Source organism: bacterium, assembly GCA_024226335.1.
Classification (GTDB): Bacteria; Myxococcota_A; UBA9160; order SZUA-336; family SZUA-336; genus JAAELY01.
The window spans coordinates 1-22,592 of the sequence record JAAELY010000234.1 but is presented as its reverse complement, the minus strand read 5'-3'; the positions used below and the strand labels follow the sequence as shown (position 1 = coordinate 22,592).

Sequence of the window (22,592 nt, the reverse complement as noted above, 5' to 3'; positions counted from 1 at the left end):
CCCGAAACCACGGAGGCAGAGCATGTTCCTTGATCTCTTCTACGGACTGCGGGACGAAGGTGTCCCGGTCGGTCTGCAGGAATGGAAAATGCTCATGGACGCGATCGCCCAGGGGCTACACGGCTCCGATCTGCTGCGCTTCTACAATCTGGCGCGCGCCTGCCTGATCAAGAGCGAGACCTACTACGACGCCTTCGACCGCGTCTTCGCGCGGGTCTACAAGGGAGTCGAAGGCGAGCTTTCAATCGAAGACGAAGTCCTGGAATGGCTGCGGGATCCGAAGAACTTCAAAGAACTCACCGATGAGCAGCGCGAGATGCTCGAGCACCTGACGAGCGATGAATTGATGCGGCGCTTCCTGGAGACCCTGGCGGAGCAGGACGAGCGCCACGATGGCGGTGGCAAGTGGGTCGGGACGGGCGGCCGTTCACCCTACGGGCACGGCGGAGAACATCCCACTGGGATTCGCGTGGGCGGTGAGAGTCGCAATCGCTCCGCGATGAAGATCGCGGAAGACCGCAAGTTCCAGGACTATCGCACCGACTCGACCCTCGACCTGCGCAGCACGAAGCTGGCACTGAAACGCCTGCGTCAATTGACCCGAGTCGGCCCCGAGGACGAACTCGATCTCGACGAATCCATCGAAGAGACCTGCAAGAACGCGGGCGAGATCGAACTGGTCTTCCGCCCGGAGCGCAGGAACAATGTGCGCCTATTGCTGCTCATGGATGTAGGGGGAACCATGGATCCCTACTACGAACCGATGAGTCGCCTGCTGACCGCGCTATACGAAGAGCGCGGACTGCGCGAGTTTCGTTCCTACTATTTTCACAACTGCATCTACGAACAGGTGTGCACGAATGCGAGTCTCCTGCTCCGGGATTCGATCCCGACCGGCGATCTCTTCCGACGTTACGACGAGCGCTGGAAGGTCGTCATCGTCGGTGACGCGGCCATGCACCCCTCGGAGCTGCTTTCGAGACGGGGCAATATCAACCCGCGACTGGAGTCGGATACCCCGGGAATCGACTGGCTGCGGCGCATCGACAATCACTTCCTGCGCAAGGTCTGGCTGAACCCGGACCCCCGATCGACCTGGCAGAGCAGTCGCACCTGCCGCGTCGTCGAAGATGTCTTCCCGATGTACCCGCTCAGCGTGGACGGCATCGCCGCGGCCGTAAAGTCCCTCGTGGGAGCTCGACAGGCCGCAGCCTAGCGCGCGTTTCTCACCAGGACATGTAGCGACGCGACACCGTCGCAGCAAATACAGGCTAGGCGGGTAATGCGATCGCTTCGACGTCGGCCGTGAGTTCGTCCAGGTCAGTGCGGAAGGCGGTGCGCTCATTCGAGGGAAGCGTGTCGGAAAAATCCCGGTAGTAGCGAATGCCCTCGAGTAGATTTGCGTGAAACTCCTGCAGGTACTTCGGCTTGAGTTCAGACACGCCCTGCCCCGCCCGCTCGCACTCTTCGCGCAGATAGTCCCGGTAGAGACCGAGCTCGCAGTTGAAGACGTGCTGCCGGTCGGGGCTGGTACTGAGCGAGGCTTCGCCGTAGATGTGCCGGAGCATTTCCTCCAACGTGGCCACGCGAGAATAGTCGCGAATACTCGGACCCGGGCAGATCGCCGTCTTGGCATCGGAATCAATTCCGAGCTTGCTCGTCGCGGCACCGGCCAGATCACAACAGATACACGACTTGGCCAGCAACTTCTCGATCTCGCGTTCTCGAGCAGCATCGCTCAGGTCCTGCTTCTCCAGCGCCAGTAGCTTCGGCTTCTGAAAAGCGCGCGAAGACAGACACTCCGGCACGTCGCGGAACTCCGTGGTCGTGGCGACGTAGCCGTTCGGGCAGGCACTACCCGGTCGTCCGGCCGCGATGCGCTCGCGCCGCGCCCGCTCGCTCGCCGAAGTACGCAGGTTCCAGAACCGGATCGAAAGCGGAGACGCCTCGGACAGGAAGACATCGCTATCGCTGGCGTTGCACAGTAGTTCCAGATGTTCATCGTCGAGGTTGGTGACCTCGGGGACCAAAAGGAAAGGCGATCCCCAGCCGACCGAGTTCGCGCCAAAGTGATCCAGCATCAACGCGTGCTCCGCGGCCGTACCGATGCCTCCCTGCACCGTAACGCGCACCTCGCGCGGCGCTGCGGGAATCTCTCGCCCAGCGGCTTCGAGCGCGGCGCAATAGAGCTTGTGCAGTGTTTCCTGCAACGCCCCGCGCTGGGCCTTGAATTCCTCCAGAATCGGCCCGAGCAGAACCCCCTTCGTCGGAAACGCGTGTCCACCGCAGTTCAGACCGGATTCGATACGGAACTCGGAAACCCAGATGCCCTTCTTGGCCAGCACCTTGCCCTGCACCAGGGCCGAGCGATAGTCGCTGACCTTGATCACGATCTGCTTTTCGAGTTCGCCTTCTTCGTTTGGCGCAAAACCCTCATGGCTCGCGAGATAACTGAAAAGGCGCGGATTCATTCCCGCCGACAGCACGAGCGAAGAACTCACCCCGCTGTTGGCATAGCCTCGTGCAGCGGCCAGCGCGTCACTCGAGTCCGGGCCGTATTCAGTCCCATCGGGGGCCACGCTGCGATCGACCTTCGTCATGATGTTGACGTCGATCGTTCCGGGTACGACCCTGCGGCGCAGCTCGTCCTGCAACTCGTGCTTCTCGGGACCGTCGGCCAGCTCGAGCGTTCCGCGGTACGCCTTCTTGAGCGGTCCCTCCGGAAGAAGCTCGTAATAGCGCGTGATCTCGCTGCCAGGCTCGAATGCACTGGCCTGCAGCGCCTCGACCTGGCGTTGGATCAATAAGTCCAGAAGATCGAGATAGGCTGTGATCCGACGGGCGCGCCGATCCTGATCCTTGTGACCGATCTCCTGGTAGAACTCACCACTTTGCTCGCTGTGATAGCGGCGCATCTTCTCGATGAGTCCGTCGTCGACCAGTGAGATGACCGATGAGATGCCATAACGCGCAACGCGAAGCGGCGAGTCGATCGTGAATCCGGTTCCCATGATGGGCACATGCAGACTGTGCCCGGTCCGCTCGCTGGCCTCGTCGAGTTCCCGTCGGATATCCATACGCTCGAGTCCCCCTCTGGACCTGTCAGTTCCCGTCTCCATGCGTGTCGGACTATGACCTCGCTCATGAGCGAAGTCCAATCCTGACAGGGGTTTCAGCTCGAAAGTGGCGGAGTCAGGAGAACCCGATCACTCGAAATAGCCGAGATCCCGACCGAAAAAGAAAAGTGCAATCAGAATCGCCGGGCCCGCGTTCATGATGAACATGACCAGCAGGATCTTGACCCAGAAACGTCTCTGGGTGCCGTCTCGTTCGATGAAGGAATAGAGCATTTCGATGGCCCAATCCTCGAGCCTCGCCAGTTTCCCCTGGAGAACCTGGCCCTGCGGATCCCCGACCCTCTGGTAGTCCTCGAGGTTTGCGACGTCTGGCTCCGGGGGATTATCTGTGTCGTCCTGTGCCATCCCGGCCTTCCTCAGCGATTGCACGGCGATTTTACCACGCGTTCAGGACCTCGCACGTGGAAGCCCCGAGGAGAACGACAGGATGTTGCATTTAGTCACGAAAATCAGGACGCTTGACGCTCCCGCCCACCCAGGAGTCCGCATCTCCTAGAATGGCAGGCCATTCGCCATCCAGGAGACTCCTATGACCCACCCGTGCATCCGCTTCCTGCTCTGCGCAGTCTTCATTCTCAGCGGCTGCACCGCCGAGGAACCGAAGCCGCCGGCCGCGCCCTGGTCTCCCGATGCCGATGCCCAAGGGCATAGCGCCCCGACCAAGTACACCGTGCGAGCAAACGCCGAGATCGGCAAGCAATTGCCGATCTCGGATCAACGGGATTTCGAAAACGCTAGGCGCGGGCTGGTCGCCGCCGAGAAGGACGCACGGGTCTACAGATCCAGCGAGCGCACTCTCTGGGATACCGCCGCGTACGATTTCCTGAAGGACGAGGCTCCCGCCAGCGTGCACCCGAGCCTGTGGCGGCAAGCGCAACTCAATTTGATCCACGGACTCTTCGAAGTGGTGGACGGCGTCTACCAGGTGCGCGGTTATGACCTGTCCAATATGAGTCTGATCGAGGGCAAGTCCGGCTGGATCGTGGTAGACCCGCTGACCGCATCCGAAACAGCGAGCGCGGCGTTGGCTCTCGCAAACCAGCACCTCGGGAAACGCAGAGTTTCGGCCGTGATCATCACCCACAGCCACATCGACCACTTCGGCGGCATCGCAGGTCTATTCGCCGATCCCAAGGACGCCGAAGGCGTAGCGATCATCGCACCCGACGGATTCATGCACGAAGCCACCAGCGAGAACGTGCTCGCGGGTGTGCCGATGTCGCGTCGCGCCACCTATATGTTCGGTATGCCGTTGGCCCGGACGCCGCGTGGACACGTCGATTCAGGGCTCGGCAAGGCACCTGCCCGCGGCGGCATCGGAATCATGGCACCCACAATCATCGTCGACCGGACTCCCCAGCCGATCGAAGTCGACGGACTGGAGTTCGTCTTTCAGTACGCGCCGGAGTCCGAAGCACCGTCCGAACTCATGTTCTACCTGCCCGATCGCAAGGCGTTTTGCGGCGCCGAAGTCGTTTCGCACGTCATGCACAATCTCTACACCTTGCGCGGTGCCAAGGTACGCGACGCCTTGCGCTGGAGCGGCGCGATCCAGCAGTCAATCGATCTGTTCGGGGACGTCGAAGTCGTGTTCGCAAGTCACCACTGGCCTACCTGGGGAAATTCCCAGGTACTCGACTACCTGAAGAAGCAACGCGACACGTACAAGTACATCCACGATCAGACCGTGCGCCTGGCCAGCTCAGGAGCGACGCCACGCGAGATCGCAGAAGAACTCGAACTGCCGGACTCGCTGGCTCTCAGCTTCGCCAATCGAGGCTACTACGGAACAGTGCGCCACAACTCCAAGGCGGTGTATCAGGGCTACTTCGGCTGGTACGACGGCAATCCGGTGAATCTGGACCCACTTCCGCCAGCAGATGCAGGTGTCCGTTACGTCGAGAGCATGGGCGGCGCGGCTGAAGTGCGACGCAAGGCCAAAGAGGCTTTTGATCGCGGCGAGTACCGCTGGGTCGCGATGATGCTCAACCATCTCGTATTCGCCGAGCCCAACGATGTAGAAGCGCGCGAACTCCTGGCCCAGAGCTACGACCAACTCGGCTATCGGGCCGAGTCGGGGCCCTGGCGTGACGTGTATCTGACCGGAGCGCACGAACTACGCCACGGCGTAACCGACGGCGGTGTGGATCTGGCGGGGGCGATCGACCTGCTGCAACAGGTTCCACTGGAGCGCTTTTTCGAATCGATGGCGGCCCGTCTAGATGGTCCGAGAGCCGCCGATAACGCGACGAAACTGAACTTCATCTTCAGCGATCTCGGAGAGACACACGTGCTGTGGCTGGAGAACTCCGTGCTACATCATCAGAAGCGCGCGGCCGACCCCGATGCGGATGCAACCGTGAAGCTGACACACGATTTCTTCTTGCGTCTGGTGCTGCGCACGATCGGCCTGCGCGAAGCCATCTTCTCCGACGATCTGGACATCGACGGCAGTCGCATCGCATTGTTGTCGTTCTTCCGTCTGCTGGATCAGCCAAACCCGAGCTTCAATATCGTGACGCCCTAGCACGACAAACCCCACAAACGACCCGGACTACCAGGAGCCACATTCTTGGCGAGCATGAAGACGACGACCGGCAAGGCGCATGCGCGGGTGGGGCTTCTGGGCAATCCCTCGGATGGATACGAGGGCCAGGCGATCGCCTTTTGCACGTCCGATTTCGCCGCCAGAGTCACACTCGAGACGGCCGGCCGCTTCGAAATCGTTCCGGGTCCCGACGACGAGTTTGACGCGCCCAGCGTGCAGGCCCTGAGCCGAGGCCTGGCGTTGCGTGGCTGCGATGGCGGCGTACGACTTTTGCGCGCGGCAATCCGACGCTTCGCGATTCACTGGCCCGAACTCGAGCGGCTTGGCGAAGACGACCCGCGCCTGCGTTTCCGCATGCGTTACGAGACCAGTATTCCGCGCCAGGTCGGGTTGGCCGGCTCCAGTGCCATCGTGATCGCCGCATTGCGCGCGTTGCTCGAGTGGTTCGATGTCGGCGCCGAAGCCCATGAACTCGCGGAACTCGCGCTCGCCGCCGAGGTCGATGACCTGGGCATCGCGGCGGGCCCCATGGATCGTGTAGCCCAGGCCTACGAGGACGTCTTGCACATGGACTTCGCGCCTCCCCGAACGCCGGCTTCCTACGCCCGGCTCGACCCGAAGCTACTGCCGGTGATGTACATCGCCTGGGATCCACGCGGCGGAGAGGTCTCCGGTCGCGTGCACTCGGACGTGCGCAGTCGCTGGACTTCGGGCGACCCGCAAGTGCTCGAGGCCATGCGAAGGTTCCGAGAACTCGTGGACGAAGGAATCGATTGCCTGCAGAAACGCGATCTGGCCGGGTTCCGCCAATGCGTGGACCGGAATTTCGACATGCGCGCGACGATCTGGAAGCTGACGGATCGCGATCAGCAACTCGTCGCGATCGGCCGCTCTCAGGGATCCGCCGTCAAGTTCTGTGGTTCAGGAGGTTCAGTGATCGGTGTGCCGGGAGATGCCAGCGAACTTCCGGCGATCGAACGCGCCTATCGAGATGCCGGTTACGAGCTGATTCGACCCAGCGTACTCCCGACAACCACGAGTCGCGCGTGAAGATCTTCGTCCTGGGCGCGGGCTACGCCACGCGACTCTACCCACTGACACGCGAGCGCGCGAAGCCACTGCTCGAAGTCGGCGGTCAGGCGATCCTGACGCGCATTCTGCGCCGTCTGACCGGACTGCCTGAGATTTCAGAGGTGATCGTCATCTCCAATGCGCGCTTCGCCGAGGCCTTCGAAGACTGGGCCCGAGATTTCGATCCCGGAATCCGCATTCTGAACGACGGATCGACCGACGAAGACAATCGCCTGGGAGCGATCGGCGACCTGGCCTTTGCACTGCAAGAGGTCCCGCTCGATGGCGAAGACTGGCTGGTGGTCGCTGGAGACAATCTGCTGGAGTTCGATCCGAGTCCGGCCTACGAGACGTTCCGCGCCAAGGGAACACCCCTGGTCGTCGTGCGCGAAGTCGAAGACCCGGACTCGCTGCGCCCGTACAACGAAATCACCCTGAACTCCGCAGGCGACGTGGCGAGTTTCGTCGAGAAGCCCGCGAACCCACAGTCGAGGCTCGCTGCGATCGCGTTGTACTTCTTTCCCTGTTCCGTCGCCGGTGACGTCGAACGCTACCTGCGGGAAGGCGGCAACCCGGACGCTCCCGGCCACTTCATGGCCTGGCTGGTGCAACACTCACAAGTCGCGTGCGAACGCCTGGACGGACGCTGGTTCGACATCGGCAGCCTCGAGACGCTCGAAGCCGCGCGCGCGGCCTTCGCAGGTGAACGAAGCTGACGCGATCCGCTGGGCTTCCGCTTCAACCGGCGACGAGCGCAGCCACAATTTCGCCGAACACCCGATCGGCGATGGCGATCATCTCGTCATCGGTGCGGTCCTGGATCGGATGCTCCACGTAGATGCCGGCGGTTTCCGCGCCGAGCGAATTCGATTGCACATCTGCGCCTTCGACAAACTGCTCGGTCGCAATGAACACGCCCGGCAGGCCTCGCGCCTCCAGATCCACCGTGTCGTGCACACTGCACGACGTACAACTGCCTCAATCCGCGAGCGCTTCGATCACCGCAGTACAACGCGTGGCGATTTCGTGGCGCAGATCGACGGGTGCGGGCTTTGTGAAGGTGGGTTTGGAGAAACGAAGCACCTCCGCGCCCGAATCTTTAAGACGCGCTTCGATCCGGCCAAGAAACACATCGCCGCGCGGTTTGGAGATATCGAGCAAACCGACCGTGGCACCCGCGAGCTTGGAGAGACGCGGCGCCCTGGGCCGGCGCGTCGGTTTCCGTTCACTACTGGGATCGAGAAAGACCTGACTCATGATTTCTTCCTCCCGGTCGGCTGCGCTCGATTCACTGCGTCGTCGCCCCTCTACTGATCCATCACGATGACACTGCGGGCGACTTCACCTGACTTGAGAGCTTCGAAGCCCGCCTGGAGTTCATCGAGCTTCAAGCGACGCGAAACCAGATCGTCCAGGTTCAGCTTGCCATTCAGATACATGTCCACGTACCTGGGCATGTCGACCCTGAAGCGATTCGAGCCCATGGTCGAACCCTGAATGCGCTTTTCGGCCAGGAAGTCGACACCGTGCAGTTCGATCTTCGTCCCGATCGGAATCATGCCGATGATCGTCGCCGTTCCGCCTGGGCGCAGCATTTCCCAGCACTGCTCGGTCGTCACTTTGAGACCAATTGCTTCAAAGGAATACTCGACACCGCCGCCGGTCAGTTCCCGGACCTGTGCGACGGGATCTCCAGCACTTGCGTTCACCACATCGGTAGCGCCGAACCGACGGGCCGTTTCGAGTTTCGCATCCGACATATCGACCGCGATCACGCGTCCGGCGCCGGCGATCGCCGCACCCTGTACGGCGTTGAGACCCACGCCTCCGCAACCGACGACTGCGACCGTCGAACCGGGCTCGACTTTCGCGGTATTGAAGACCGCGCCCACGCCAGTGGTCACGCCGCACCCGATCAGCGCAGCGCGATCCAACGGGATGTCCTTGGTCACCTTGACCAGAGCGTTCTCGTGCACGAGCAACTGCTCCGCGTACGACGAGAGATCCAGGAACTGGTGGATCGGCTCACCGTTCTGACTGAGGCGCGGAGCTTCTTCGGGACCGCGACGCAGACCTTCCTTGGTGCACAGTGCGGGGCGGCCGGTCATGCAGTACTCGCAGTAGCCGCAGAAGACCGACAGGCAGGAGATGACGTGATCGCCCTTCTCCAGGTAGGTGACCTGCGAGCCGACCTGTTCGACCACACCCGCGGACTCGTGCCCGAGCACGCAGGGCATGGGATACATATAGTCGCCCGTCTGGAAATGCAGATCGCTGTGACACACACCCGCGGCCGCCGTGCGCACGAGCACTTCGCGGGGACCGGGCTTGCTGACACTGACGTCTTCGATCGAAACAGGCTGATTGATTCCGCGGAGGACGGCGGCCTTCATGCTGATCTCCTGAGGTTGTCCGCTGGGTCCCATCGGGGCCTCGAGCGGGACGAAAAAGCGTTGGTCCAGCGGGACTGTCCCGACGGACCGGAACCATTCTGGATCCGCGTCGCCCCGAGGTCAACACGGACTGAAGCGGCGCCGGATCGAGGCGGTTATAGTGCCGCCCGTGACCCAGGCCCAGGAATCAGGATTGAAGCTCCTCCACGATCAGATGCGCGATTGCCGTCAGTGCAGCGCTGCGGGTCACGATGCAACTCCACCCGTGGTGTTTTCGGGCAAGGCGAAAGCGCGCGCCCTGCTGGTCGGGCAGGCACCGGGTTCGCAGGAAGCCGAAGACGGCCTGCCTTTTCAGGGCAAGTCCGGTCAACGCCTGTTCACCTGGCTCGAAAAGGCCGGTTTCTCGGAGGAAGGCTTTCGCGAAGAGCACTACATCACGGCGGTGACCCGCTGCTATCCGGGTGCGGCGGCGAGCGGTCGCGGCGATCGCGCACCCAGCGCCGAGGAAATCGCCCTGTGCTGGCCGTTTCTGGAGCGCGAACTGCAACTGGTCTCACCGCTGCTGGTCGTGCCCGTCGGGCGAATGGCGATCAAGGTCTTTCTGGGGGGCCGCCCGCTGAATGAAGCGGTGGGCTTTGCACATCAAGACGATCTTGGGCGCTGGATCGTTCCCCTGCCCCATCCGTCGGGTGCGAGTTCCTGGCTGAACGCTCCCGAAAATGCGGACGCGATGGAGCGCGCCATCCGTCACCTGTATCGACTGCGGAGAAAGCTGCGTCTTTGAGCGACGATCCGACGGAACGCATCGTCGCGCTCCCGAAACGCGAAGTCGACCTGGCGGTACTCGACTGGGGAGGCTCGGGTCCGGTGGCCCTCCTGGCTCACGCCAATGGGTTCTGCGCGGGACTGTTCGATCCGGTGGCCCGGGGTCTGACCCAGAACTTCCGCGTTCTCGGCTTCGACTCGCGCGGCCACGGCGCATCGTCCCGCCCCCCGGTGCCCGAGGGCTACCAGTGGGGCGAGTTCGTCGAGGATCTGATCGCGATTTCCGAGACCTTGCTTGAAGAACTCGGCGCGAAGCGCATCGCGCTCGCGGTCGGTCACTCCTTTGGCGGCACGACCACACTCGTGGCTGCGGCGCGCCGGTCCGACATCTTCGATCGCGTCGCATTGCTCGACCCGGTAGTGATTCCGCAAGACCTGGAACTCGAAATGCTCCGAAATCGGGCCGGTGGAGTTCATCCGATGGCCGAAATCGCACGCAAGCGTCGCGACAGGTTCGAAAGTCGCGAAACCGCGCGGGCGTCCTGGCAGGGTCGCGGGCCCTTTGCCGACTGGACCCCGCACGCCCTGGACCTGTATCTGCGCTACGGATTGCGCGATCGACCCGAGGGCGGTGTCGAACTCTCGTGCCCGCGCGAGGTCGAGGCCGCAGTCTTCGACGCCGGTCCCAGTATCGACACGTTTGCTGAAGCAGCCGAGTACCGCGGCGAAGGGCTGCTCCTGCGAGCGGCGCAGGGGAACTTCCCGCGACAGGTGTACGAACGCCTGGTCGAGATCGCCCCCAGCATCGAACTCGACGAGATCGATGCCGGACACCTGCTGCCGATGATCGTCCCGGATCAGGTCACGGCCCGACTGCTCGAATTCGGCACGGGTTAGCAGAGGATTCTTCTACGAACCTTCAGGCTCGTCTACGCGCCACGATCCGGGTGAGCGCGCGGTCGTCGATCCAGTCTTCTTCGTGGTGTTCGATGTCGAGCGGAGCGCAAAGGCGCGGAAGCTCGTCCGGCTCCAGAAGGAAGTGCGCGGACGGTTTCTCGTGTCGTTCCAGATTCAGGACCGTCTTGTGTTCGCAGATCAGCACGCCGCCGTGCGCGAGTCGCTCGACCAACTGCGGAAAGAGTTCTCGCTGCAGGTAGTGGAAGCAGGTGATCACATCGAAGGGGCCTTCGGGCGGCGGCGTCTGTTCGAGATCACGGCACAGCGTTTCGATGGATACGCGATCTCTCTCGGCGCGTTCGCGGGCCAGGCGCAATCCCTGTTGCGAAACATCGACGGCCAGCACGTTCAGACCCTGTGCGGCCAGCCAGCAGGCAATGCGACCCGTACCGCTGGCCACATCGAGTGCACGTCCCTGCTCCGGAAACTGCGCAGTAAACCTCGCGAGCCACTCGGGTGCGTCGCCACCGATGTGCAGACCCTTGCCGTAAGCGCGATCCCAGCGCTCGCGGTCTGCATCGGCCAAGCTCAGCGACCCTTCCAGACGGGTGCACGCTTTTCCACGAAAGCCTGCTGGGCTTCCCGGGCATCTTCCGTCTTGCGCAAAGGACTGCCCAACTGTTCCTGACGCTCGTATGCGTTCGCCAGATCCATCCCCAGCAGTTCGCGCACACCGCGCCGGGTTTCGCGAACGGCCAGAGGTGCATTCGCGGCGATCGTGCTCGCGGCGCGCAAGGCCGTTTCGAGCAGAGCGTCGCGCGGCACGATCTCATTGATCAACCCGATGGAGCGCGCTCGTTCGGCGTCGATCGGTTGCGCACACAAGAGCAGTTCCTGCGCGTGTACCCAGCCGATCTGGCGCGGCAGTAGCACGGTCGCATTCCCGGTCGGGTACAGGCCGAGCGCCACTTCTTCGAGCGCGAATGTGGCTTCGGGGACCGCGTAGCGCATCTCACTGGCCAGCATCAGATCGAAACCACCGGCGCGCGCGTGCCCGTTGATCGCGCAGATCAGGGGCGTCTTCAGATCAAACCCCGCAAGCAACGCTTTACCGACATTGCGCAACCCATCGAAATCGTGGGGATCGATGCGCTCTCCGCGGGCCAGAGCCTGGGACACGGGGATGGTCTCGCGCATGTCCATACCCGAACAGAACACCCGTTCTCCGCTGCCGCTCAGGACGGCACAGCGAATCTCGTCGTCGTCGGCGATGCGTTGCCAGGCCGCGGCAAGTTCTCTTAGAGCCAGTGGATTGAGCGAGTTGCCTCGCTCGGGTCGATCCAGCGTCACCAATGCGACGTGTGGGTATTCGCGCGGAAACTCGATACGGACGCTCATGGCTCAGTGGTGGAACAGGCGCAGATGTGTGTGGACCATCGCCATGCCGTACTCCTGACACGCGGCCTCGATGTCGGCGTCGCGCGTCGACCCTCCGGGCTGCGCGATGAACTTCACACCGTGACGTGCCGCGTGGTCGATGTTGTCGCGGAAGGGAATGAAGCCGTCCGAACTCAGCGAAACGCCGTCGACCTGCCCCAGAAATTCCCGCTTCTCGTCTGCGCCAAGCGGTTCCAGCTTGCCTTCGATCACTTCTTGCATGGCCTGCGTCTCGCCGCTAGTCAGATCCCCTTCGATGAAACGCACGCGCCAGTTGATGCGGTCCTGCCGCTTCACACCCTTTTTGAACGCAAGCCCGAGCACCCGCGGGTGTCGGCCCAGGTTCCACACATCGGCTTTGGCCCCCGCGAGCTTCGTGCAGTCGACCCGGGATTGCTGGCCAGCACCGATGCCAATCATCTGCCCGTCGAGCGCGTACCCCACGGAGTTGGACTGGGTGTATTTGAGCGCGATCATGCCCAGAACCAGATCGCGCCTGGCCGCTTCGGTCAGGCTTCCGCACACGACATCGTCCAGATCCGATAATTCGATCGCGCGGTTGTTGCGATCCTGCACGAGCTTCATTCCGAACACCTCGCGCTCCTCGCGCTCGGGCGGCTCGAAACTCGCGTCCGCCTTCAGCACGATGAAAGAGCCACCCTTTTTCGCGGACAACGTCTTGAGCGCATCCGTTTCGTAATCGGGTGCGATGATGCCATCGGACACGACGCCCTTCAGAAAGTCAGCGGTCGCCTGATCGACCGGATCTGAAAGCGCGACGAAGTCGCCAAAGCTGCACTTGGGATCGGCGCCGCGCGCGCGCACATAGGCGATCGCTGCAGGCGTGAGCTCGCGCCCCGCCACCTCGTAGGCGCGCGCCAGATCGTCGGGAAGATCCACCGCTACCGCCGCACCAGCAGGAGACACGTGCTTGAAACTCGCCGCCGCCGGCAAGCCGAGGGCCTGGCGCGCCTCCGCTACCAACTGCCAGGCATTGAGCGCGTCCAGAAGATTGATGATCGAGGGCGTGCCGTTGAGCAGACTGAGCGGCGCGGTACCCGCTTCGATCGCTTCGAGCGACGCAAAGGCCTGGTGAGGGTTGCATCCATATTTTAGGCGCATGGGGTCTCCAGCAGAATCTCAGAGAGTGGGATGGCGACTCCCGGCCCCCCGGCCGGCCAGCACTGCGTGGGGCAGCGATGGGGTCGCGAGGGCAAACATGAACCAACCCGAAGAATTCCTCAACACTCCAGCGGTGGTCCGAAGAATGGGTCTGTGCCGAGAGGCCGGAAATGGGAACAAAAGGCCTCTGCGAGGGACGCATTTCGGCCCTCTCCCCGGGTCCCAGCACCTCAGATGGGTCCAAGCCCATTCTTCAGACCACAACCTTTGTGAAGCCGGAGTGTTGCGGGGCGGGTTGGTGGGCTGCAGCCAGACCTTGCCAGAGGCGTATTCTCGGCCTTTGAGGCCTGGCACTTGCCTTGCAGTTGCACATGGGCATGGCAAGGAGATCCATCGTGACGACTTCGAACACGCATCATGCCCGGTTCTCGGAAGCTCACCTGCCGACCCAACGGCTGTTGGGGCGAGCGCTGGCCGCTCTGTTCTGGGGTGTCCTGGTGCTTCTGGTCGCCGGATCTGCGGCGCTATTGGGCTGAGGACTGGCGGCTCCCGCGACCGGGTTGGACCGAATTCCGGTGCTTCCTGGCGGCTACTGCTGCTCGTCTGGCAGGAAGCGAATCGCGAAACCGCCGGGGGTCGAGCGGACCATTTCGCCGACCAGAAGATTCTGGGATTGCCGACCGGGCATCTGGTAGTGGATCTTCACGATCGCTCCCGGTTCGACAGGCAGGGTCGTTTCGACCCGCGCCCCCGCCGAGGAGATGTCGGTGATCACGGCTTCGACTTCCTTGCCGCCAGCGCATAACTTCACCGAAACACGCGACACAAAACGGTGCGCGTCTCGAGAATCGTCCGGGCTTTTCTCTTCGGGCTGCATGGGGAGAGCTCCAGATGAGGGACCTTCCATCCATCGGCCCTCGCCGTGTCGCACTTGACAGTGGGACCTCGGGAACTGCGTGTTGTTTGCGCGTGAACTGCGCACCCCCCCCCCCAACACTGAGTCAGAGGCGTATGATCGTTGTTGCAGGGAGGCGATCATGCGGAACGGCGGGCCCGGCTTCGGAAACCTGATGCTCTTGGTAATCATCTGCGCATGGCAGATGGGCTGCACTGCTCGCCCGCCTGCGGGTAGACCTGCGGACCCGATCCCCCCGATTGCAGGTCAGCTGCCAGCAGTCGGCGCCGGAGCGATTCTCGACGCCTTTCCAGTCATGCCGGGAGGTTTCCGCCGGGTGCGGGGAGCCAGCGTGCAGGGACACACACAAGAAAAGCTCGACGGGGTTTCGCTGGTCGAGTGCGCACTCGCCTGTAGGGTTTCGAAAGACTTCGCGTGCCGGTCCTTTGATTACGACTCTCGCGTGCGGATCTGCCAACTCAGCGAGCACACCGCCGAGGAGATTGGCGGACTTGAGAACGTCGCCGACGACCTCCCCACCCTCGAACACTACGAGCGTCATCCCGGAAACCCGACCGACTAGCCGTCGAACTTCTTTTCCAGCCACTGCACGCTCCAGTAGCGCCCGAACTTCCTGCCGACCTCGTCATAGAAGCCAGCCGCGCGAAATCCGAAGCGTTCGTGTAGCGCGAGTGACGCCTGGTTGGGCAGCGTCACGCCCGCGTAGGCCCGATGCACATCCTGGCCCGATAGGGAGTCGAATAATGCGCGATAGAGACCCGTTCCGAGTCCTCGGGTCTGAACATCGGGGCGCAGATACACGGTGACTTCGACCGAGACATCGTAGGCCGCCTTCGGGCGGAAGCGCATCGATCCCGCGTAGCCGAGAATCCGGCTTGCTTCTTCGGCCACCCACAGGCGGAAACGTCCGGTTTCGGCGAACTGTTCCAGCCAGACTGCGCGCTGCTCGACGCTAAACGGCTCGATGTCGAAAGTGATCGGCGTTTCGAGCACATAGTGGTTGTAGATCTCGGTCAGCTGCGGAAGATCTTCGGCCCTTGCAGGTCGGATCTGGACGTCGCTCATGTATAGTTCTCACTGACTGGGGGTAGAATCGGCCTTCCACGCCGATCCCGGAGGACTCATGGAACGCCACGCCGATTACATCCCATTCGTGCGCTCGGGAACTTATCCGATTCGCTCGGGAAACACAGTCCGGCCATTGGTCGACGGCGAGCCTGCATTCGGCCGCATCTGCGAGGCCGTCGAATCGGCGCAATCGAGCGCGTGGATCACCGTCGCGTTCATCGACCGCGACGTGCAGATGCCCGGAGGTCGCGGAGGATTCTTCGACGTACTCGACGCAGCCGTCAAACGCGGTGTGGATGTACGGGTGCTGTTCTGGCGCTCCCCTGAACTCGAAGAAGAAACACCGGGAGAGCACTTCTCGGGCACCGCCGAAGAGCGCGAGTGGTTGGCAGAGCGCGGTGCGCGCTTCCTGGCCAGATGGGACTATCTCCCCGAGAAACTCTGTCACCACCAGAAGAGCTGGCTGGTCGACGCGGGCCGACCGAGCGAGATCGCCTTCGTGGGTGGAATCAATCTGGGACAGTCCTCGGTAGTGGCCAGCGGGCATCCGCACCGAGACGGCGGCAACATCCACGACGTGTACGTAGAAGTTCGCGGCCCCTCGGGCACGGACGTGCACCACAACTTCGTCCAGCGCTGGAACGAAGCGTCTGAACACCAGGCGGAAGATGGATTCTGGCCCCCTGAAGGCGACGGTGGAAACCTGGAGTTCCCGGTGGAGATCTCGGCGGTCGCCGGTGAGATCCCGGTACAGATCACGCGCACCGTTTCCAAGGACCGCTACCGGAATACACAGCCGTCACCGGGTGCGGACCCACATCCGATCCACGAGGGCGAGAGGAGCATCCTCGATCAGTACCACGCGGCGCTCTCGGCCGCGAAGCGCACCATCTACATCGAGGACCAGGCGATCGGCTCGCCCGGGATCGTCGGGCAGTTGCACGCCGCACTCGAGCGCGGTGTCGAGGTCGCCTTCCTGGTGCCGGGAAACGCCCATTCCGAGTATGTGCGCGCGCTCAAGAATCCCAAGCTCCAGCCCTTCTTCGACCTCGTGGGTCGACTGAAGGAGCACCCCCACTTCGTACTCGCAGGCATCGCGTCGCATGCGGGACCCCAGAGCTACGGCGATATCTACGTGCACGCGAAGATTGCTCTGGTTGACGATGGCTGGGCGACGATCGGGTCGACCAACGTGGCCGAGCGGTCCTTCCACGGAGATACCGAGTTGAACGCATCGTTCTGGCATGAGCCGACGGTTCGCAGTCTGCGCAATGAACTCTTCCAGGAACACACCGGTCGCGACGTCTCACACCTTGATGACCGGGGTGCTTTCGCGTTGTTTCGCGATGTGGCCCGCAAGAACGCGGCGCGACGCGCTTCCGGAGAGCGACTCGAGGGACTGGTATTCGAAATCGACCCGGTCGAGTACGGGCGCTGAGACCGATCCGCAGCAGCCAGCGACGACGAGATGTCGACGCGTGGGCGCTCGTCCTTGCTTCGCAGCGCATCTCACACGGCGTGCGCCGGGCTGAGGAAGGCTGGTTGCTCTGGATCGAAGACGCCGACGTCGAACGCGCATCCTGGGCTCTCGACAGCTACGACCGCGAGAACGCGGAAAGAGCCAGGCCCCAGCCCAAGCTGGTCGAACACGGCCCGAGCAATGCCGGTTTCATCACGGCGCTCGGACTCGTGTTGTTTCACATTCTGGTCAACGAAACCGGCCCGACCTGGTACGAGGAAGGCAGAGCCCACTCTTTCCTGATCCTGTCGGGCGAGGTGTGGCGCGTCGTCACGGCGCTCACCCTGCATTCCGGCCTGCCCCACCTGCTCGGAAACACGGCTTCGTGCGTGATCTTCGTCACCGCGCTGTGTCGCTGGATCGGACCTGGACCCGGTCTGAGCCTGACGCTGACATCGGGTGCTCTGGGCAACTGGATCAACGCATGGGCTCAGTCGGGTCCGCATGTTTCTGTGGGAGCGTCGACCGCGTTGTTCGGGTCGATCGGCGTATTGTCGGGAATGGCCTTCGTCTACCGACGCGAACTCCCATTGCGACGAGGTCGCGCGTGGATTCCACTTGCTGGGGGACTCGGATTGCTGGCCATGCTGGGAACCGGCGGCGAGAACACGGATGTGAGCGCTCATCTGTTCGGCCTGGCCTCCGGTAGCGCACTCGGAATCGCCTGGGGTTACGGAGTGCCGAAGATCGTCGCCGCGCCCGGACAAGCCGCTCTTGGCATCGGCTCACTCGCTGTGCTTTCGCTGTGCTGGTTCATCGCACTGGCTTGAACCCGCGCTGGCCGAGTTGTGATACCGTCGAATAGCGTCGAAACGGAGTAATCGACCCGAGGAAGGACCGCGATGACCAGCTACGCGGTTCTACTCATTCTTGCATCGGCGATCCTGCACGTGAGCTGGAACGCGCTCGGCAAGCAACGAAATCCATCGGCGGGCTTCTTGCTGGTAGCCAATAGCTTCGGCGGGTTTTGTCTCCTTCTGCTTTTCCTGCTCTTTTTCGAACTGCCGCGCATCCCCGGAATCATCGTCTGGATTCTGGTCGGCGCCGGGTTTGCGCAGGCCTTCTACTACGCGAATCTCGCTTCCGCCTATCGTGTCGGAGATCTGTCCATCGCGTATCCGATCGCGCGCTCGGCCCCTCCGGTATTCGTGGTGTTGGTGTCCCTCTTGCTCGGGCGTTCGGACCAGATCAGCACCCAGTGCATGATCGGAATCGCGGGGATCGTGTGCGGGGGTGTGATCCTGCCGCTTCAGCGCTTTTCGGATCTGAACTGGAACAATTTCCGAAATGCCTGTGCCGGTTTCGCGTTACTCGCTGCAATGGGTACGGCTACCTACTCATTGCTCGACGATCACGGCCTGCGCTTGTTGCGCGAGACGCCCGATCTCTCGATGAGCGCGGTTCACGCGGTCATGTTCTACGCGCCGATGGAAGCACTGACGGCTTCGATTTTCCTCGGATTCTGGGTCGCAATCCGCAGGGAGGAGCGAGTGGCACTTCGAGAAGTCTTGAGCGAGCACAAAATCGCCGCCGCATTTACGGGATGCGGCATCTACGCCTCGTATACGCTGGTTCTGACGGCCATGGCCTACGCGGATGACGTCAGTTACGTGGTGGGACTGCGACAGATCAGCGTGCCACTGGGAGCGCTCGTAGGCATTCGCCTGCTCGGAGAAGCCTCGAGTACACCCAAGTGGACCGGGGTCGCGTTCACCTTCGTCGGGTTGACGCTGGTCGCAACGGGCTAGTTGCAGGACCTATGCAAATACACTCGAGCATGTCAGAGTGTCGATATGACGGATACCGGACTCAACTGAAGTGGATCTCCTTAAATTCGAGCGCAGACGACACCTGTTGGTTCCAACAATATTCGGTGTCTTTGCGTATGCGATCTTGTGGGTGGGCATCGCGGGATCGGCAGACGCCCAGGTTCTGGTCGCGAACGATGACGAGTTCGGGATCCCCTGGGGCCTGACTCTGGTTGTCGAGGAGCCCGGGGTTCTGGAGAACGACACCCTCGATGGTGAAAACGCCGGAGAGAGCGGAGCCACGGCCGAGCTCGTCTCTGACGCAAGCCACGGCACGCTCGTCCTGGCATCTGATGGCTCCTTTACCTACTCGCCCGGACCGAGTTTCAACGGCAGCGATAGCTTCATCTATCGAGCGCTTGCGAGTCCCGCGACGCCCGTCGAAGCCACTGTTTCGCTCACTGCATGTTGGGGTGGCCCGCAGGTTTTTACCTGCTGGAATGAATCGGCTTTCCGAGCCAAGATCGCAGAGCTCGGTCACCCGAGTTTCGACGAGAGCTTCGAGGACGACGCCACATGGGGAGCATCGCGCCACCCGAGCAGCTCTCTGAGCGTGATCAGCCAGGGGATCGAGTGGCGTGCAAACGACTTTGACCCCACTCATACCGACCCACCCGCTCCGACTCCACCCGCGCCCAATACGGTGCAGACCGGACCCGGTGCGAACCGCACCGGATCGTGGGGGGTCTGGGACGGGCAACACGGCTACGCGTGGGGAACGGCTGGGACCTGTGACGTGGACACGCCCCCTGCCCACTGTGTTCACCACGACGGAATCACCTTGCAGCGCGTCCCCGGCCTCAATCCCATTTTCGGCGCCGGAGGATATTTCACGGGAATCCACGGGGCCAACATGGGGTTCGTGCTGGACGGCGATTACCAGAATCCGATCGACGGCGGAAAGATATGGGTGGGGCCCCACGTGTTCTTCGGTATCGTCGATGCGGGACCGGTGGGCTTTAGCGAAATTCAGTTCCGTGAGCTCGACGGCAAGATCGGCCAGGCGCTATACGTGTGGGCCGACGACTTTACGATCGTCGCCGATCCCCTGGCCGTGCCCGTTCCCACGCTATCCCCCGTCTGGCTGCTGGGTCTCGTCCTTGTGATCGCAGTCGCGGGCTGTTCAATCCGTGCTTGACGGTCTGTGAGTCTGCGAATGTTGTGTTTCAGGGAGTGCAGGCGTCGCCTTCGCATTCCAGTGGGCAGGCGGAACACTGCTCGAGCGTGGGATCGAGACCGATCATGTTCTTGAACGCCTCGATGTCGAACCCGTTGATCGCGATCATGTATCCGGAACGATTCCCGTCCGCGTCGTAGAGCTCGCAGGCTGTCGAACCACCCTTGTCTGCAACCGCGGGACAGGTGTCGGAATCGACGGTCTTGTTGATCGCGCCCTTGAACAAGGCGATGTCGCTGGCATCCACGCTCGTATGAGATGCTGAGCGCGCTGCGAACTGCACGTCGCACGCATTTCCCAGACCGTCGGCATCGTCATCGGGCTGGCCGCCCGTCGTGGTCTGTGTGCTGCCCGGTGCGAGCGCGATGCGCGGGTTGTAGATATTGATGCAGTTGTCGCATGCGCTACCCACGCCATCGCCGTCCGGGTCTGCTTGATCGATGTTCGCGATCGTGGGGCAGTTGTCGATATCACCGGGTCGGCCGTCTGCATCCGGATCCGAGCCCGCCGGAAGCGCGCCGCCGTGCCAGATGAATCCGTAGTTCCCCGGCGACTGCTCTCCGACCCTCAGCATCCAGCTCTGCAGTGAACGACAGAAGACCGGCGAGCGCGGCGGTAGGCCATCGGGAAAGGCGGTGGCGAATTTCGCAGTGCCGGGCGCCTCGTCTGCGAAAGCGGGCTCGAACTGAATCGGATCCTGGAACAGATCGCCGGGAATGCCACTGCCGCAGAAGGGGTTGTTCACGCCCATCGGACCCGGCGTGAAATCGTCGGCTCCGTCGTGGATGCCGTCGTTGTCGCGATCCATATCGGTGATGCCATCACCGTCTATGTCCAGACCCGTATAGCTCGAGGATTGACTCCCCAGGAGGTTGAGCGCGTCGATCTGGACCTCGGTGGTCCCTGCCGCTCCGAGACCGAGGACGGAGTTCGGAACCTCCACATAGTGACCCGGGTCGTCGTTCAGCAGACCGTAGAACGCAAGTGGATCCACCAGCTCGAGGGCCAGTAAGTTGATGCGAAGCGAATTCCCAATGGGGTCGCTGGCACCGTAGGAAAGCGGCGTGGCTGCGGCGATTCGGTCCGTCGTATTGCCGAATTCGGCCATCGCGTTGGTGACTTCCAATATGCACAGAGCCGTGTTCGTACAGTCATTGACCGGGTCGTAAGCGAGCACGAAAGCCCGCGCCTCGTCGCGGGCGATCGCGGGGTCGGCGCTATAGCCACCTGCAGGCATATCGAGTTCACGGCCCGCCGGGTTGCGTGCCGTGACCACGACGGCATCCTTGACCGCGCGACCGACGAACTCGCCGTTGAAGATGCGCGCGTTGTAGGCGAACAGACCGTCGGGGCCGGAAATCGGGTCTGCCGTCATTCCGCCCGCAAAACCGACCAGTGCCGCCTGTAGCTCGGCGATGGTCTCGTAGGCGTCGAACGTCCGCGCCGGTCCAACGATCTCCTGCGCGATCAGGATGCGTTCGAAGTTCGCCGAGATCGTCTCGAGCGCGCTGCAGCCGACGGAGAAGGGATTGGGGCCAAACCACTCACCGCAGTACTCGCCGCCCGTCGAGTTGAAGATGTTCAAAGGACCGCTCACCGGATCGTTGGGATCAGCCTGCAAAAGGATGACACCACGGGCCTCCCAGAACGGATCCAGACGCCACGGGAATTCCTCGATCCAGCCGTCGGTCTCACGAGACTGCGCGAGTGCCGCGAGATCGGCCTCGCTCAGCGCCGAAATCTCGGCGGGCGACCTGTCGAGAAAGCCGGTCAAGCCATTCGGATCAGCGAATCGCGTCAGATTGATTCCCGGCAAGAACTGGCGACCAGCCGCTGTCAGATGGGTTCCGACCAGAGTACCCGCCCGGGTCGCCTTCACCATCGCGAATTCAGACGTCCACACATCACCGGCCGCGTTCATCGCGTCGATGCCGCCGGGGAGTTCAGATAGCTTCACGCCGGGAGTGCTCAGATCGCGGTCGATCGTGCTCTCGATCACGGGGTCGTTAACCCAGGAAACCTGCTGATTTGAATGGCAAGCCGAGGCCTCGAGCTGTCCGCAACCGTAGATCGCCTGTTGCTCCGGAATCAGCGAAACAGCCAGATTTTGAAACACGACACTGTCGCGTGCCGTCGGATCGGCCAATGCGAACTGACCCAGCGTGATCACATCGTCCAGCTTCATGAGATTATTGCCTGCTCGGGGAAGGCGGATCGTCTCGATTCCCGGTATCGCCAACCCGGTGAGCGCCCCGAAGCCTGACAGGAGGTCCGTAGTAAGGAAGAACGTCCACGGTGTGTTAAAACTATCACCCGCGCACACTCCGTAGTCTTCATCGAAGCCCAACGTACACAGGGTGTGGAACAAGGTCTGGTCGGCTGTGTGACCGATGGCGATCGGATCCTCGGAGCGGAGGAACTGTCGACCATCGGCACCCGGCGGACCCCAGAGCAGGCAGTCACCTGCACTGGGGAAGATGTCATCGGTGTCTCCCGCGATACCGTTCGGTCCAATGCGTGTGTCCGTTGCATCCGTGCGATACGTGCACGACGTGCCACCAGCGAGCATCGGGGCACCGGTATTGGGATCGACGAGTCGCTCGAAAGGAGGCGTGTTGGGAAAGAGGATGGTTCCGGTCGGGCTCTTGGGTCGCGCGATCGGTGCGCCCGGCCCCGTGACCAGATCGGTCAGGTTCGTCGGCTCCAGGGACGCACCTGCGGGACGGAAGCGCGT

The 22,592-nt window shown here is 62.5% G+C and carries 23 protein-coding genes; 12 read left to right on the top strand and 11 right to left on the bottom strand.

The window, feature by feature from the left end; all coding sequences use genetic code 11:
* Positions 1-22: 22 nt before the first annotated feature.
* Positions 23-1,216 (top strand): VWA domain-containing protein, encoded by a 1,194-nt coding sequence (locus tag GY725_11500; GenBank protein MCP4004812.1) that lies wholly within the window; start codon positions 23-25, stop codon positions 1,214-1,216.
* 55 nt (positions 1,217-1,271) lie between these two features.
* On the opposite strand, the gene GY725_11495 is transcribed toward GY725_11500, so the two are convergent.
* Both GY725_11495 and GY725_11490 read right to left on the bottom strand, forming a co-directional pair.
* Positions 1,272-3,077 carry a hypothetical protein gene (locus GY725_11495; GenBank protein MCP4004811.1) on the bottom strand — a complete coding sequence of 602 codons (1,806 nt, stop codon included), beginning with the start codon at positions 3,075-3,077 and terminating at the stop codon, positions 1,272-1,274.
* 129 nt (positions 3,078-3,206) lie between these two features.
* Positions 3,207-3,482, bottom strand: a complete 276-nt coding sequence (locus tag GY725_11490; GenBank protein MCP4004810.1) for a hypothetical protein — start codon at positions 3,480-3,482, stop codon at positions 3,207-3,209.
* Between the two features lie 184 nt (positions 3,483-3,666).
* Here GY725_11490 and GY725_11485 point away from each other — a divergent pair, with 184 nt between their 5' ends.
* Genes GY725_11485 through GY725_11475 form a run of 3 tightly spaced genes read left to right on the top strand, consistent with a single transcriptional unit; the run spans position 3,667 to position 7,472 of the window.
* The gene (locus GY725_11485; protein MCP4004809.1) at positions 3,667-5,664 is read left to right on the top strand and encodes an MBL fold metallo-hydrolase; all 1,998 of its coding nucleotides are present in this window, start codon (positions 3,667-3,669) and stop codon (positions 5,662-5,664) included.
* A gap of 45 nt (positions 5,665-5,709) precedes the next feature.
* Positions 5,710-6,735: a GHMP kinase gene (locus GY725_11480; GenBank protein MCP4004808.1), complete on the top strand. Its 1,026-nt coding sequence runs from the start codon at positions 5,710-5,712 to the stop codon at positions 6,733-6,735.
* Positions 6,732-7,472, top strand: coding sequence for a nucleotidyltransferase family protein (locus tag GY725_11475; GenBank protein ID MCP4004807.1), 741 nt, complete (start codon positions 6,732-6,734; stop codon positions 7,470-7,472). The genes GY725_11480 and GY725_11475 overlap by 4 nt, the downstream gene beginning before the upstream one ends.
* A 22-nt stretch (positions 7,473-7,494) precedes the next feature.
* Here the strand turns inward: GY725_11475 and GY725_11470 are convergent, their stop codons facing one another.
* Genes GY725_11470 through GY725_11460 form a run of 3 tightly spaced genes read right to left on the bottom strand, consistent with a single transcriptional unit; the run spans position 7,495 to position 9,149 of the window.
* Positions 7,495-7,713 carry a hypothetical protein gene (locus GY725_11470; GenBank protein ID MCP4004806.1) on the bottom strand — a complete coding sequence of 73 codons (219 nt, stop codon included), beginning with the start codon at positions 7,711-7,713 and terminating at the stop codon, positions 7,495-7,497.
* A 21-nt stretch (positions 7,714-7,734) separates the two neighbouring features.
* On the bottom strand, positions 7,735-8,013 hold the full coding sequence (locus GY725_11465; protein ID MCP4004805.1) for a hypothetical protein: 279 nt from the start codon (positions 8,011-8,013) through the stop codon (positions 7,735-7,737).
* A gap of 50 nt (positions 8,014-8,063) precedes the next feature.
* Positions 8,064-9,149: a Zn-dependent alcohol dehydrogenase gene (locus GY725_11460; protein MCP4004804.1), complete on the bottom strand. Its 1,086-nt coding sequence runs from the start codon at positions 9,147-9,149 to the stop codon at positions 8,064-8,066.
* A gap of 193 nt (positions 9,150-9,342) precedes the next feature.
* On the opposite strand from GY725_11460, the gene GY725_11455 reads away from it, so the two are divergent.
* Together GY725_11455 and GY725_11450 are read left to right on the top strand one after the other, a co-directional pair.
* Positions 9,343-9,933, top strand: a complete 591-nt coding sequence (locus tag GY725_11455) for a uracil-DNA glycosylase (protein MCP4004803.1) — start codon at positions 9,343-9,345, stop codon at positions 9,931-9,933.
* Positions 9,930-10,811, top strand: a complete 882-nt coding sequence (locus GY725_11450) for an alpha/beta hydrolase (GenBank protein ID MCP4004802.1) — start codon at positions 9,930-9,932, stop codon at positions 10,809-10,811. Before GY725_11455 ends, GY725_11450 begins: the two co-directional genes overlap by 4 nt.
* A 22-nt stretch (positions 10,812-10,833) precedes the next feature.
* Here the strand turns inward: GY725_11450 and GY725_11445 are convergent, their stop codons facing one another.
* From GY725_11445 to GY725_11435, 3 genes are read right to left on the bottom strand one after another with little or no spacing between them, the layout of a single operon-like run.
* Positions 10,834-11,397 carry a class I SAM-dependent methyltransferase gene (locus GY725_11445; GenBank protein MCP4004801.1) on the bottom strand — a complete coding sequence of 188 codons (564 nt, stop codon included), beginning with the start codon at positions 11,395-11,397 and terminating at the stop codon, positions 10,834-10,836.
* A gap of 2 nt (positions 11,398-11,399) precedes the next feature.
* On the bottom strand, positions 11,400-12,209 hold the full coding sequence (locus GY725_11440) for a crotonase/enoyl-CoA hydratase family protein (GenBank protein ID MCP4004800.1): 810 nt from the start codon (positions 12,207-12,209) through the stop codon (positions 11,400-11,402).
* Between the two features lie 3 nt (positions 12,210-12,212).
* The gene (locus GY725_11435) at positions 12,213-13,370 is read right to left on the bottom strand and encodes a phosphoribosylaminoimidazolecarboxamide formyltransferase (protein ID MCP4004799.1); all 1,158 of its coding nucleotides are present in this window, start codon (positions 13,368-13,370) and stop codon (positions 12,213-12,215) included.
* 395 nt (positions 13,371-13,765) lie between these two features.
* Between GY725_11435 and GY725_11430 the strand changes: the two genes are divergently transcribed.
* Positions 13,766-13,906 carry a hypothetical protein gene (locus GY725_11430; GenBank protein MCP4004798.1) on the top strand — a complete coding sequence of 47 codons (141 nt, stop codon included), beginning with the start codon at positions 13,766-13,768 and terminating at the stop codon, positions 13,904-13,906.
* A 53-nt stretch (positions 13,907-13,959) separates the two neighbouring features.
* Here GY725_11430 and GY725_11425 read toward each other — a convergent pair whose 3' ends face one another.
* Positions 13,960-14,247: a PilZ domain-containing protein gene (locus GY725_11425; GenBank protein ID MCP4004797.1), complete on the bottom strand. Its 288-nt coding sequence runs from the start codon at positions 14,245-14,247 to the stop codon at positions 13,960-13,962.
* Positions 14,248-14,407: 160 nt separating this feature from the next.
* On the opposite strand from GY725_11425, the gene GY725_11420 reads away from it, so the two are divergent.
* Positions 14,408-14,848 carry a hypothetical protein gene (locus GY725_11420; protein MCP4004796.1) on the top strand — a complete coding sequence of 147 codons (441 nt, stop codon included), beginning with the start codon at positions 14,408-14,410 and terminating at the stop codon, positions 14,846-14,848.
* On the opposite strand, the gene GY725_11415 is transcribed toward GY725_11420, so the two are convergent.
* Positions 14,845-15,351: an N-acetyltransferase gene (locus GY725_11415; GenBank protein MCP4004795.1), complete on the bottom strand. Its 507-nt coding sequence runs from the start codon at positions 15,349-15,351 to the stop codon at positions 14,845-14,847. The two genes, GY725_11420 and GY725_11415, sit on opposite strands and share 4 nt — an antisense overlap.
* A gap of 58 nt (positions 15,352-15,409) precedes the next feature.
* Here GY725_11415 and GY725_11410 point away from each other — a divergent pair, with 58 nt between their 5' ends.
* From GY725_11410 to GY725_11395, 4 genes are all read left to right on the top strand, one after another.
* Positions 15,410-16,792 carry a phosphatidylserine/phosphatidylglycerophosphate/cardiolipin synthase family protein gene (locus GY725_11410; GenBank protein MCP4004794.1) on the top strand — a complete coding sequence of 461 codons (1,383 nt, stop codon included), beginning with the start codon at positions 15,410-15,412 and terminating at the stop codon, positions 16,790-16,792.
* 104 nt (positions 16,793-16,896) lie between these two features.
* Positions 16,897-17,643: a rhomboid family intramembrane serine protease gene (locus GY725_11405; protein ID MCP4004793.1), complete on the top strand. Its 747-nt coding sequence runs from the start codon at positions 16,897-16,899 to the stop codon at positions 17,641-17,643.
* 72 nt (positions 17,644-17,715) lie between these two features.
* On the top strand, positions 17,716-18,621 hold the full coding sequence (locus tag GY725_11400) for a hypothetical protein (GenBank protein ID MCP4004792.1): 906 nt from the start codon (positions 17,716-17,718) through the stop codon (positions 18,619-18,621).
* Between the two features lie 106 nt (positions 18,622-18,727).
* A complete protein-coding gene (locus tag GY725_11395; GenBank protein MCP4004791.1) occupies positions 18,728-19,819 on the top strand; it encodes a hypothetical protein in 1,092 nt (363 codons plus the stop codon).
* 28 nt (positions 19,820-19,847) lie between these two features.
* On the opposite strand, the gene GY725_11390 is transcribed toward GY725_11395, so the two are convergent.
* Positions 19,848-22,592, bottom strand: a 2,745-nt coding sequence (locus GY725_11390; GenBank protein ID MCP4004790.1) for a hypothetical protein, incomplete at its 5' end; no start/stop codon positions are given.